The sequence below is a fragment of the Pantoea sp. BR_17 genome (assembly GCF_041955125.1).
Taxonomy (GTDB): Bacteria; Pseudomonadota; Gammaproteobacteria; order Enterobacterales; family Enterobacteriaceae; genus Pantoea; species Pantoea stewartii.
Genome location: NZ_JAVAXT010000019.1, coordinates 1 through 12,864, shown reverse-complemented (window position 1 = coordinate 12,864; position 12,864 = coordinate 1). Strand labels below are relative to the sequence as shown.

The following is a 12,864-nucleotide window of genomic DNA, read 5'->3' as shown; positions in this document are numbered from 1 at the left end:
AACCTGGCTGAGGTCAATCATGACGCGCTATCAACATTTAGCCACATTGCTGGAAAAACGTATTGAACAGGGGTTGTACCAAAGTGGCGAGCGCCTGCCCTCCGTTCGGAGTTTGAGCGTCGAACATGGTGTCAGCATCAGCACGGTACAGCAGGCCTATTATCTGCTGGAGCAGAAACAGCTGATTATTCCGCAGGCGCGTTCCGGGTATTTTGTGGCACCGCATAAGGCGATGCCACCCGTTCCGGCCTTAACGCGTCCGGCGCAATATCCGGTGGAAATTACCCAGTGGGATGCGGTGCTTGACCTGCTTAACAGCCGCCGGGAACAGGATGTACTGCAACTGGGCAGCGGTATGCCGGATTTAACGCAGTCCACACTGAAACCTCTGTGGAAGGCGTTTAGCCGTCAGGCGCAGCAGCAGGAAAGCACGCTGCTGAATTACGACAACCTTTACGGTGTCGCCCGGCTGAGAGAACAAATTGCCCGGTTGATGATCGACAGCGGCTGCCAGCTGACCTCAGAAGATATTGTGATTACCACAGGCTGCCACGAAGCGCTGTCAGTGTCCGTGCGCGCAGTATGCCAGCCCGGCGATATCATTGCGGTCGAATCGCCGTCATTTCACGGCATCATGCAGACATTACGTGGGTTCGGCATTCGGGCCATTGAGATTCCGACCGATTCTGTAACGGGAATCAGCCTTGAAGCGCTGGAACTGGCCTTTGATCAGTGGCCGATCAAAGCGGTCGTCGTCGTCCCTAACTGCAACAATCCTCTTGGCTTTATCATGCCCGAAAAGCGCAAGCGCGCGCTGCTGAGTCTGGTACAGCGTTTTGATGCGGCGATCATTGAAGACGATGTTTATGGTGAGCTGGCCTGGGAGTACCCGCGGCCTTCATCCATTAAATCTCTGGATACAGAAGGACGCGTATTGCTGTGCAGCTCGTTTTCCAAAACGCTGGCACCGGGTTTACGTGTGGGCTGGGTGGCGCCCGGACGCTTCCGCGATCGTGTTTTGCATATGAAATACATTGTGACAGGTTCTACCGCCACTCAGCCTCAGCATGCCGTAGCTGACTTTATCCAGCAGGGCCATTACCAGACGCATCTTCGGCGGATGCGCCAGGTTTACCAGCGCAATTACGACACCTTTTCCTGCTGGGTACGGCATTACTTCCCTTGCGGTATCTGCGTCACGCGGCCTCAGGGCGGTTTTTTGATGTGGATTGAATTGCCTGAGGCATTTGATGCGGTGCAGCTCAACCACGAATTACGCAAATCAGGGATCCAGATTGCCGTAGGCTCGCTGTTTTCGGCCTCCGGAAAGTACCGTAACTGTCTGCGCCTGAATTACGCCTTGCCCTCAAGCAGTAAGATTGAACAGGCACTGGCCTTGACCGGTAAGGCTGTCGAGCGAGCGATGGCCGCCTGTGCGCATCAGCCGTCGGCTGATCTATCCGCCGTTATCGATATCATCGCTTCAGGTAGTGAGAAGCAGGGCCAGAAAGAGGAGGGAACTGGCCCTGGTCAGGCCATCCCGGCCGGACGTCAGTGAATTTAAAGGACAGAAAAAAGCCGCGCCAGTCGCAATTTTCATTGCCGTGCGCGGCTTTCCAGTTTTTATCTGCCTGTTGCGCAAAGTGTGCGTTTATCTGCGCGACACGGCGATTAATGCCCGGATTCGGGCTCAACAAGCCGTAACAGCTCGCGGGTGGCCGCCCGCCAGTCCTCTGCCTGCGTAATGGCGCTCACCACGGCGATACTGCCGACACCAGTTTCCAGTACCGCCGGAACGCGATCAATGCTGATGCCGCCAATCGCCACGGTAGAGATCCCCTGCAACCGACTCAGATGGCGTTTAAGTTCAGACAACCCCTGCGGAGAAGAGGGCATCACCTTCGTCTGAGTCGGAAAGATATGTCCCAGCGCAATGTAGGAAGGACGCAGCGCCAGCGCCCGATCCAGCTCAGCATCATCGTGCGTGGAAATGCCCAGGCGCAAGCCTGCGTCCAGAATGCGCTGCACATTGGCCACGGCCAGATCTTCCTGCCCCAGATGAACGCCATAAGCCTTATGCTTAATCGCCAGCTGCCAGTAGTCATTAATAAACAGGCGCGCCTGGTAATGCTGACCTGTTGCGATAGCCTGGATGATGGTGGGTTCAACGATCTCATCTGGCAGATCCTTAATCCGCAGCTGAATCGTGCGCACCCCGGCATCCAGTAAGCGTTCGATCCATTCGACGCTGTCGACCACCGGATACAGCCCTAATCGCGGCGCGGTAGCGGGAAAGGCGTTCATTTACTCCTCCTTAATCGCTGTGGCGGGATGATAGAGTTCACCGCCCCGTTCACGGAAATGATCAGACATCTGCGCCATGCCAACCTCAATAGCCTGCGCTTCCGCTTCCTGTCTGGCAGCATAGTCACGCACTTCCTGCGTGATCTTCATTGAGCAAAACTTAGGGCCGCACATTGAACAGAAGTGGGCGACTTTACCCGATTCCTGTGGCAACGTTTCATCGTGATAGGCCCGGGCTGTATGAGGATCCAGCGCCAGATTGAACTGATCTTCCCAGCGAAATTCGAAGCGCGCTTTCGACATGGCGTTGTCGCGGATCTGCGCCCCCGGATGGCCTTTGGCCAGATCGGCAGCATGCGCGGCGATCTTGTAGGTGATTAATCCCTGTTTCACATCCTCTTTGTTTGGCAGGCCAAGATGCTCCTTCGGCGTGACGTAACACAACATCGCGCAGCCAAACCAGCCAATCATGGCGGCACCGATGCCAGAGGTAAAATGATCGTAGCCCGGCGCAATGTCGGTCGTCAGTGGGCCCAGAGTATAAAACGGCGCTTCATGGCAATGTTCCAGCTGCTCTGTCATGTTGCGACGGATCATCTGCATCGGGATATGGCCGGGGCCTTCGATCATCACCTGTACGTCATATTCCCAGGCTATTTTTGTCAGTTCACCCAGCGTGTGCAGCTCAGCGAACTGTGCTTCGTCGTTGGCGTCCTGAATCGATCCGGGGCGTAATCCGTCGCCCAGTGACAAAGCGATATCGTAGGCTGCGCAAATTTCACAGATGTCGCGGAAGTGTTCATAGAGAAAGCTCTCTTTATGATGAGACAGGCACCACTTCGCCATAATGGAGCCACCACGGGACACAATACCGGTCAGGCGTTTTGCAGTCATGGGAACGTAGCGCAGCAGCACACCCGCATGGATAGTAAAATAATCCACGCCCTGTTCGGCCTGCTCCAGTAACGTATCGCGGAAAATGTCCCAGTTCAGGTTTTCAGCCACACCATTGACCTTCTCCAGTGCCTGATAAATCGGAACAGTGCCGATGGGAACAGGACTATTACGCAGAATCCATTCACGGGTTTCATGAATATAGCGTCCGGTCGACAGATCCATGACCGTATCCGCGCCCCAGCGTGTGGACCAGACCAGCTTTTCTACTTCTTCTTCAATAGACGAGGTCACCGCTGAGTTACCAATGTTGGCATTCACCTTCACCAGAAAGTTGCGTCCAATGATCATCGGTTCGGATTCGGGATGGTTGATATTGGCCGGAATAATGGCGCGGCCAGCGGCCACTTCCTGGCGTACAAACTCGGGGGTAATGTTTTCGGGCAGATGGGCACCAAAGCTGTGGCCCGGATGCTGTTGCAGCAGTACCTCACCACGAATGCGCTCACGGCCCATGTTCTCCCTAATGGCGATGAACTCCATCTCTGGCGTGATGATTCCCCGACGCGCGTAATGTAACTGGGTCACACAGCGGCCGGCTTTAGCACGGCGCGGCGTTGGCAGATGTTCAAAGCGCAGGTGATCCAGTCCGTCATCAGCCAGTCGCTGCTGCGTATACGCCGAGCTAATCTGCGTCAGTTTTTCGCTGTCGTCGCGCTCTTCAATCCAGCGAGCACGCAGTTTATCCAGTCCGCGATGCACGTCGATTTTTGCTGCCGGATCGCCATAGGCACCGGCGGTGTCATAAACCGGCACAGGCTCATTTTCCTGGTAAACGGGCTCATCTTTACTGCCGCCGGTCAATGTAGGGCTAAGCTGGATTTCGCGCATGGGGACACGAATGTCGTCACGACTGCCGGTCAGCCAGATACGTTTTGAGTTGGGAAAGGCACTGCCACCCTGCAGGGAATCAATGAATTCCTGTGCCTGAGCACGTTGTTCGCGACGGGTCGTTTTCGTAGTAGACATAGCAATATTCCAGTAAGTGGGAAGGTTGCTTGTCCGGAGTTCGGAAGGAGTAACGGCACAGCGGGCACCCTGAGTGCGGCGTACCGTAAAAATTTACTCTTGTTCCCTTCGCAGGTTCTAACCTGATCAGGTTCCGCGGATCCCGAATTAACGGTCTCAGCCCAATGGGCACTCCGACAAGATTTGGTTTAACGGTTAATCAGGTCCCGCAAGGACGTGCAACCGTCAAACCCTGACTAACATAAAACAGATGTTTTAAAGCCCACTCAGCATAAGGGGGCTTTTTATGAATCACAAGTTATTTACATTTGCGGCACTGTTAAGCAGGGCGGGCAATTTCACTATCGTTCGCCACGGGCGGAGTCAGGTGATTGTCCCATGCCATTTGGATAAGCTTGTCTTCAAGGGTAAAACGCGCTTCAAGAGCTTCGCCGACTTCTGACAAGGCGTGCTGAAACGTCACATAGTTGTCGTCGTCGATGGCCTGTTGCAGGTGGCCGTCATACAACTGCATCAACTGCTCGGTATTGGCTTCCAGCGACGGGTAAATCTGCGCGGCAGCCAGCAGCGGACTGGTGCCGTCCATCTCTGCAATCAAACGCTGGTAAAGGCTAAAGTGACCGGATGAAAGATAATCGACCAGCGTGTGGCAAAAGTTATCCAGTGCCTGCTCGTCCAGGCGAGTCAGCGCTTCTTTTTTTGGCTTGATGCCGACCAAATGGTAATAAGAAACCAACAGCTGGCGGCGAGCTGCCAGCCATGAATCTACCAGTTCATTACTGCCACCTACGCGTTGGGTCAGAACGTCTAACTGGTTAAGCATAGTTAACTCCGTATGCGTTATGCACCTTCATATTTCGGATTAGCGATGCGCCAATTGCGCTTGTTCTCCGCGAACCTGTCGGGATAAATAAGCGTGCTGTCGTCTTGCAACCAGAATTATTTGGGTATAGTTGTTCATCTACACACTTAACATCGGGACTTCAGCGTGCGGGTTGACGCTAAGGATGACGAAATAAATGCAATGCGAAATTTCAAGCGTAGACGCTGGATGGTGGATTGTCAGTAGTGAACAGAAAATTTGGTTACCGCAAGGCGATTTACCTCACGGAAACGCACAGCAGTTTGGCCTTACCGGGCACCAGGGGCGCGTGATTGGCGAATGGCAGGGAGAGAAGGTCTGGCTGATTTGTGAAACGCGTTCGTCAGATATGTTGTCGTTGCGCCAGTTACTCAACGAAGATCCGGGCCTGTTTCAGCTGGCCGGGCGCGGTGTGCAGTTAGCAGAGTTTTACCGATCCCATCGCTGGTGCGGCTATTGTGGTCATGAGATGCATGCCAGTAAACGCGAATTTGCCTGCCTGTGTAGCCATTGCCGTGAACGTTATTACCCACAAATTGCGCCCTGTATTATCGTTGCTATCCGCCGTGGAGATGAGATCCTGCTGGCCAACCATGCGCGTCATCGTAATAACATTTACACTGTGCTGGCCGGGTTCGTTGAAGTCGGTGAGACCATTGAACAGGCGGTTGCACGCGAAGTGATGGAAGAGAGCAACGTGCGCGTGAAGAATGTCCGTTATGTCACTTCCCAGCCCTGGCCTTTCCCACAGTCCTTAATGATGGCCTTTATGGCGGAGTATGACGGCGGCGACTTACAGCACGACGGTAAAGAGCTGTTGGATGCCGGATGGTTCCGTTTTGATGCGCTGCCTTTACTGCCTCCACCTGGCACCGTTGCCCGTCGATTAATTGAAGATACCGTTGCCCTCTGCCGCGCTGAGGCGTGAGAGTGCTACACTACTCGCTTGATACCGAGAGAGTCCTGACATGAGTGAACTGAAGAACGACCGTTATTTGCGCGCCCTGTTACGCCAGCCTGTCGATGTTACCCCCGTATGGATGATGCGCCAGGCCGGACGATATTTGCCGGAATATAAAGCCACGCGTGCCCAGGCGGGCGACTTTATGTCGCTGTGTAAGAATGCCGAGCTGGCCTGCGAAGTCACCCTGCAACCATTGCGTCGCTACAAGCTCGATGCGGCCATCCTCTTCAGTGATATTCTCACCATTCCTGATGCGATGGGACTAGGGCTGTACTTCGAAACGGGGGAAGGTCCATGCTTTTCAAACCCCGTAACCTGCCGTGCCGATATCGATCGCCTGCCTGTTCCCGATCCTGAACAGGAACTGGGTTACGTGATGAATGCCGTACGGACCATCCGTAAGAACCTTAATGGTGAAGTGCCCTTAATTGGTTTTTCAGGCAGTCCGTGGACGCTGGCAACCTATATGGTAGAAGGCGGCAGTAGCAAGGCCTTCACCAAAATTAAAAAAATGATGTACGCCGAACCTGCCACATTGCATGCCATGCTGGATAAGCTGGCCGACAGCGTTATTCTCTATCTCAACGCTCAGATCCGCGCCGGGGCGCAGTCAGTCATGGTGTTTGACACCTGGGGCGGCGCATTGAGTGGCCGCGATTATCGCGAATTCTCGCTGTATTACATGCATAAAATCGTCGACAGCGTACTGCACGAAAACGAAGGCCGTCGTGTGCCGATCACGCTGTTTACTAAAGGCGGCGGTCAGTGGCTTGAGGCCATGGCTGAAACAGGCTGCGATGCACTGGGCCTGGACTGGACTATCGACATCAGTGAGGCCCGCCGTCGTGTCGGGCATAAAGTCGCCTTACAGGGCAATATGGATCCCTCCATGCTGTACGCACCACCGGCCCGTATCGAGCAGGAAGTGGCCAGTATTCTGGACGGTTTCGGCAAAGGTGAAGGCCACGTATTCAATCTGGGACATGGTATCCATCAGGATGTACCGCCAGAGCATGCCGGCGTCTTCGTTGAGGCGGTGCACCGCCTTTCCCGCCAGTATCATCAGGAGTCATAATGGATATTGCTGCACTTCGTGCGGAGCAACAACAGCGTGCCGCAGACGTCGTGCGGCAGGACGATTTTGATGTGCTGCCGCCACGCTTTATTGGTGGCGCAGACGTCGGGTTTGAACAGGAAGGTGCGGTCACGCGCGCGGCGCTGGTTATTCTCGAATACCCGTCGCTGAAGCTGGTGGAGCATCGTATCGCGCGCATCGAGACGACTATGCCGTACATTCCTGGCTTTCTCTCTTTCCGGGAATATCCCGCCTTGCTGGCGGCATGGAATATGCTGGAGCAGAAGCCTGACCTGTTGTTTGTCGACGGTCACGGCATTTCGCATCCGCGTCGGCTCGGTGTGGCGTCACACTTTGGACTGATGGTCGATCTTCCCACCATCGGTGTCGCCAAAAAGCGTTTGTGCGGACGGTTTGAGCCGCTGGACGAGACTCCCGGCAGTCGCCAGCCGTTAATGGATAAAGGGGAGCAAATTGGCTGGGTATGGCGCAGCAAGGTACGCTGTAATCCGCTGTTTGTGGCCACCGGGCATCGCGTCAGCCTGGACAGTGCCCTCGATTGGGTTGAAAAGTGTACTCAGGGCTACCGTTTACCGGAACCGACGCGCTGGGCAGATGCTGTCGCATCACGCCGACCTGCATTTCTGCGCTGGCAAAACGCGCTTTAGCACTGTTTGTAGGGCGCTTTTGCGTTACACTGCGGCCAGCGAAACGAATAAGAGCTCTGTGTATGTTACAAAACCCTGTGCATTTGCGTCTGGCAAAGCTGGAAAGCTGGCAACATCTGACGTTTATGGCTTGCCTGTGCGAGCGCATGTATCCTAATTACATGGCCTTTTGCCAGCAAACTGCGTTTGCCGATCCTGCGCTTTACCGCCGAATTCTCGATCTGATTTGGGAAACGCTGACGGTGAAAGATGCAAAGATCAACTTCGACAGTCAACTGGAAAAGCTCGAAGCTGCGATTCCGGATGGCGATGATTTTGAGGTCTACGGCGTGTATCCGGCTATCGATGCCTGTGTGGCATTAAGTGAAGTGCTGCACGCCCTGTTAAGTGGCGAAACGCTTGAACATGCGATTGAAGTCAGCAAGACCTCCATCACCACTGTGGCCATTCTGGAAATGACTCAGGCAGGTCGTGAAATGACCGATGAAGAGCTGCGGGAAAACCCGGCTGTCATCGACGAATGGGACCTGCAATGGGAGATTTTTCGCCTGCTCGCAGACTGTGAAGAGCGAGACCTTGAATTGATAAAAGGTCTGCGATCCGACCTGCGCGAGGCGGGAATTAGTAACATCGGTATAAAAATTCAGCAATAAGGCGAGAAAACGTGACTTCAGGCCTTAATTAGCGCGCCTGGAGGCTTCACATCAGCCCCCTGTCTGGTCTACATTTGGGGGGCTGAAAATTGTGGCTATCGGTGCGTGCAGGCTGAAGAGTGCCCGAAGTTGGCTTTTCCCTCGCACTCGTTGCTTAGCAAGCGATAAATACACTTTAAGGATAACTTATGAACAAGACTCAACTGATTGATGTGATCGCAGAAAAAGCTGACCTGTCTAAAACCCAGGCCAAGGCAGCGCTGGAATCTACTCTGGCTGCAATCACTGAGTCTCTGAAAGAGGGTGATGCTGTACAACTGGTTGGTTTTGGTACTTTTAAAGTGAACCACCGCGCTGAGCGTACCGGTCGTAACCCACAGACTGGCAAAGAAATCAAAATCGCTGCGGCAAACGTACCTGCATTCGTGTCTGGTAAAGCTCTGAAAGACGCCGTCAAGTAAGACGTCGCATAGCGGTAAAGTTTTAAACAGGGGCGATTTCGCCCCTTTTGTTTAAGGGCCAGCCACCATGACTACGCTGCTTCAGCGCTTTTCCGCCCTGCTTCTCTCCTCACTGATTATCGGGTGCAGTTCCACCCCCGACATTCCCGCCTTTTCCGCCAGTGGTTATCTGGCCGACCGTGGCAGTGTGCGTATCTGGCGTAAGAATACGGATCATCAGTCTGTGCATATTCGTACGCTGTACAACCCATTTAACAGCGAAAAAAGCGAAACGACAGACTACCGCTGGCTGGGCGATCACCTGGTCAGCGTTGAGCGTCAGGTGAAAGGCGCGCCTCCCGACGATGTCACCCTGCGATTTGACCAGAATGGCAGTCTTAACTTTATGCAGCGCCAGCTTGCTACTCAACGTGAAGCGGTCAGCCCTGATACGGTGGAACTTTATAAGTTTGACGCGCAACGTATGCGGGACGTCAGCGATGCGCTCTTAAGCGGTCGGGTGTTTCTGAAGCAGGGGCACTGGGCAGGGGGCAATGTCGTGGAGACCTGTGACGGTCAAAAGGTGACGCCAGCGTTTGACAGTGAGGCATGGCAGACGCTCACGCATTACCGCCGTCATTCCGCTGGTCCCTTGATGGTTTCATGGCTGGAAGCGCCAGAAGGCGTTCAACTGTTGCGGGTCAGTCACAAAGACGAATGTGCAGATGAGCCCAAAGAGGCGGATTTCTGAGGCATGAAAAAGGGGCACAACGTGTGCCCCTGTCATCGTTACTGGCGACCAATGGCGCGATAGCCGATATCGCGGCGGCAGAAACTGCCTTGCCAGGAAATCGGCTGAGCAAGCGCATAAGCGCGCTTCTGCGCAGCGGCAACGTCATCGCCTAACGCGGTGACGCACAACACACGTCCACCGTTAGTCAGTACGCGGTCGCCTTCCAGGCGTGTACCGGCATGGAAAACTTTGCCGTCAGCCGCTTCTTCCTGCGGCAAACCGTGAATCTGTTCGCCGTTCGCGTAGGGGCCTGGGTAGCCGCCAGCCGCCAGCACCACACCCAGCGAAGGGCGGGGATCCCATTTTGAGTCTTTTTGATCGAGCTTGCCTTCACAGGCAGCCAGACAGAGATCCACCAGATCCGATTGCAGGCGCAGCATAATGGGCTGCGTTTCCGGATCGCCGAAACGGCAGTTGAATTCGATCACTTTTGGCTGACCGGTCTTATCGATCATCAGCCCGGCATATAAGAAGCCTGTGTAGACATTCCCTTCTGCTGCCATGCCACGTACGGTTGGCCAGATGACCTGGTCCATGACGCGCTGGTGGATTTCATCCGTCACCACTGGTGCAGGAGAGTAAGCGCCCATACCGCCGGTGTTTGGTCCTGTATCCCCATCGCCGACGCGTTTGTGATCCTGACTGGTGGCCATCGGCAGGACATTCTCGCCATCGACCATCACGATAAAACTGGCTTCTTCACCGTCTAGGAACTCTTCGATCACAATACGGTGCCCGGCGTCACCAAAGGCGTTGCCCGCCAGCATATCCTGCACCGCGTTTTCGGCTTCCTGCAACGTCATGGCCACAATGACACCTTTACCGGCAGCCAGGCCATCGGCTTTGATGACAATGGGCGCCCCTTTTTCACGCAGATAGGCCAGCGCAGGGGCGACCTCGGTGAAATTATGGTATTCGGCAGTGGGGATGTTGTGACGTGCAAGGAAGTCTTTCGTGAACGCTTTCGAACCTTCCAGCTGTGCGGCAGCCTGAGTCGGACCAAAGATTTTTAAGCCGGCGGCACGGAATGCATCCACCACGCCAATCACCAGCGGCGCTTCGGGTCCAACGATAGTGAGATCGATCTGTTCACGTTGCGCAAAGGCAAGTAATGCCGGGATATCTGTTGGGGAAATATCGACGTTCTGTAAAGCCGGTTCCAGCGCCGTACCTGCATTACCAGGGGCGACAAAAACGGCCGTTGCCAGCGGCGACTGGGCGGCTTTCCAGGCCAGGGCATGTTCACGTCCGCCGTTACCGATGATTAAAATTTTCATAAAACGCTCCACAGAATTAATGACGGAAGTGACGCATATCAGTAAAGATCATGGCAATACCGTGTTCATCGGCAGCTGCAATCACTTCGTCGTCGCGGATAGAGCCGCCTGGCTGAATGACACAGCTCACGCCCACGGCTGCAGCGGCATCAATACCATCACGGAATGGGAAGAACGCATCGGAAGCCATCGCAGAACCTTTAACTTCGAGACCTTCATCACCCGCTTTGATGCCCGCAATTTTGGCAGAATAGACGCGGCTCATCTGGCCCGCACCTATGCCAATAGTCATATTGTCGCGTGCATAGACAATGGCGTTGGACTTAACGAATTTAGCCACTTTCCAGCAGAACAGAGCATCACGCAGTTCCTGTTCAGAAGGCTGACGCTTGCTGACGACACGCAACTGGCTGGCATCGACCATCCCGAGATCGCGATCCTGAACCAGCAGACCACCATTCACCCGTTTGAAATCCAGCGCGGCGACACGGCCCTGCCATTCACCACATACCAGTACACGAACGTTTTGTTTCGTCGCCGTGATTTTCAGGGCCGCTTCGGTCGCCGAAGGGGCGATGATCACTTCAACAAACTGCCGGCTGATAATGGCCTGTGCGGTCGCCTCGTCCAGTTCACGGTTAAACGCAATAATACCGCCAAATGCAGAGGTAGGATCGGTCTGGTAAGCGCGCTCGTAAGCCGCCAGAATGGACTCGCCGACGGCCACGCCGCAAGGATTAGCATGCTTTACAATGACGCACGCGGGCTCAGCGAATTCTTTTACGCACTCCAGTGCTGCATCGGTATCCGCAATGTTGTTATAAGACAGTGCTTTGCCCTGCACCTGCTCGGCGGTAGCGACAGAGGCCTCCTGTACATTTTCTTCTATATAGAAGGCGGCATCCTGATGGCTGTTCTCGCCATAACGCATATCCTGCTTTTTAACGAAGTTAAGATTGAGGGTGCGTGGGAAGCGTCCTGCCGGCTGCTCAGTTTCACCATGATAGGCGGGAACCATGCTACCGAAGTAGTTGGCAATCATGCTGTCGTACGCAGCGGTGTGTTCAAACGCTTTGATCGCCAGGTCAAAACGGGTTTCCAGCGTCAGTGAGTTTTGGTTAGCGTCCAGCTCGGCGATGATGGCCGGGTAGTCGCTGCTCTTTACCACAATCGCCACATCTTTGTGGTTCTTGGCCGCCGAGCGCACCATGGTTGGGCCACCAATATCAATGTTCTCTACGGCATCTTCCAGTGAGCAGTCTGGCTTCGCGACGGTTTGTGCAAAGGGATAAAGGTTAACGACCACCATATCGATAGGGTTGATAGCGTGCTGCGCCATTACCGCATCATCTTGTCCGCGACGTCCCAGAATGCCGCCATGGACCTTCGGGTGCAGCGTTTTAACGCGTCCATCCATCATTTCCGGGAAACCGGTATAGTCAGACACTTCGATGACGGGGAGCCCTGCCTCTGCCAGCAGACGTGCGGTGCCGCCTGTAGAGAGCAGCTCAACACCACGTTGGGAGAGTGCCTGAGCAAATTCGAGGATGCCGGCTTTATCAGAAACACTGAGCAGGGCGCGGCGTAAAGGACGAGGTTGTTGCATGGTGGTTTTATCCCTTGGCTTTGATTCGCGTAAATAAGAGCGTTACATCAAGTTTGCGAGCTTTCTTCCTCTTTATAGAGGAGTGAAAACGCGAAAACTTCAGGTAACGCCCCGAAAAGGGGCATCCATAGCGTTGCGGGGGCATTGTAGCGAAAACGTTTGCGTGATGCTCGTCTAAATTTGTACGTAACAGGAATGTGGATAACTTTGTGTGTAACTGCGTATAAGGCGGGCTTTTGCTGTGGAATGCAGCGAACAGTCATTTTTATTGAATTTAGCCCTTGTCAGCCTGCGAGAAC

12 protein-coding genes and 1 riboswitch are annotated in these 12,864 nt (G+C 54.4%); of the genes, 7 read left to right on the top strand and 5 right to left on the bottom strand.

What is annotated here, in order from left to right; all coding sequences use genetic code 11:
* Positions 1–19 precede the first annotated feature (19 nt).
* Positions 20–1,558 carry a PLP-dependent aminotransferase family protein gene (locus tag RAC60_RS21615; RefSeq protein WP_172912800.1) on the top strand — a complete coding sequence of 513 codons (1,539 nt, stop codon included), beginning with the start codon at positions 20–22 and terminating at the stop codon, positions 1,556–1,558.
* A 113-nt stretch (positions 1,559–1,671) separates the two neighbouring features.
* On the opposite strand, the gene thiE is transcribed toward RAC60_RS21615, so the two are convergent.
* From thiE to RAC60_RS21600, 3 genes are all read right to left on the bottom strand, one after another.
* Entirely contained in the window at positions 1,672–2,304 is a 633-nt protein-coding gene (thiE, locus tag RAC60_RS21610) for a thiamine phosphate synthase (RefSeq protein ID WP_375094318.1), read from the bottom strand.
* Positions 2,305–4,227: a phosphomethylpyrimidine synthase ThiC gene (gene thiC, locus RAC60_RS21605; protein WP_033737960.1), complete on the bottom strand. Its 1,923-nt coding sequence runs from the start codon at positions 4,225–4,227 to the stop codon at positions 2,305–2,307.
* An 86-nt stretch (positions 4,228–4,313) separates the two neighbouring features.
* A riboswitch (TPP riboswitch) is annotated at positions 4,314–4,413 on the bottom strand.
* A 133-nt stretch (positions 4,414–4,546) separates the two neighbouring features.
* Positions 4,547–5,050, bottom strand: coding sequence for an Rsd/AlgQ family anti-sigma factor (locus tag RAC60_RS21600; RefSeq protein WP_033737958.1), 504 nt, complete (start codon positions 5,048–5,050; stop codon positions 4,547–4,549).
* Positions 5,051–5,246: 196 nt separating this feature from the next.
* On the opposite strand from RAC60_RS21600, the gene nudC reads away from it, so the two are divergent.
* From nudC to RAC60_RS21570, 6 genes are all read left to right on the top strand, one after another.
* A complete protein-coding gene (gene nudC / locus RAC60_RS21595) occupies positions 5,247–6,017 on the top strand; it encodes an NAD(+) diphosphatase (protein WP_033737957.1) in 771 nt (256 codons plus the stop codon).
* 40 nt (positions 6,018–6,057) lie between these two features.
* Positions 6,058–7,128 (top strand): uroporphyrinogen decarboxylase, encoded by a 1,071-nt coding sequence (hemE, locus tag RAC60_RS21590; protein WP_205953841.1) that lies wholly within the window; start codon positions 6,058–6,060, stop codon positions 7,126–7,128.
* Complete coding sequence (gene nfi, locus RAC60_RS21585; protein WP_375094317.1) at positions 7,128–7,796, top strand: deoxyribonuclease V; 669 nt, start codon at positions 7,128–7,130, stop codon at positions 7,794–7,796. Before hemE ends, nfi begins: the two co-directional genes overlap by 1 nt.
* Before the next feature lie 62 nt (positions 7,797–7,858).
* Positions 7,859–8,449: a YjaG family protein gene (locus tag RAC60_RS21580; RefSeq protein WP_006121510.1), complete on the top strand. Its 591-nt coding sequence runs from the start codon at positions 7,859–7,861 to the stop codon at positions 8,447–8,449.
* A gap of 188 nt (positions 8,450–8,637) precedes the next feature.
* Positions 8,638–8,910, top strand: coding sequence for a nucleoid-associated protein HU-alpha (hupA, locus tag RAC60_RS21575; RefSeq protein ID WP_006121511.1), 273 nt, complete (start codon positions 8,638–8,640; stop codon positions 8,908–8,910).
* Between the two features lie 67 nt (positions 8,911–8,977).
* Entirely contained in the window at positions 8,978–9,640 is a 663-nt protein-coding gene (locus tag RAC60_RS21570) for a DUF1481 domain-containing protein (protein ID WP_033737951.1), read from the top strand.
* 38 nt (positions 9,641–9,678) lie between these two features.
* Here RAC60_RS21570 and purD read toward each other — a convergent pair whose 3' ends face one another.
* Together purD and purH are read right to left on the bottom strand one after the other, a co-directional pair.
* Positions 9,679–10,959 carry a phosphoribosylamine--glycine ligase gene (gene purD / locus RAC60_RS21565; RefSeq protein ID WP_164482779.1) on the bottom strand — a complete coding sequence of 427 codons (1,281 nt, stop codon included), beginning with the start codon at positions 10,957–10,959 and terminating at the stop codon, positions 9,679–9,681.
* A gap of 16 nt (positions 10,960–10,975) precedes the next feature.
* Positions 10,976–12,565: a bifunctional phosphoribosylaminoimidazolecarboxamide formyltransferase/IMP cyclohydrolase gene (gene purH, locus RAC60_RS21560; protein WP_033737948.1), complete on the bottom strand. Its 1,590-nt coding sequence runs from the start codon at positions 12,563–12,565 to the stop codon at positions 10,976–10,978.
* Between the last annotated feature and the right edge of the window lie 299 nt (positions 12,566–12,864).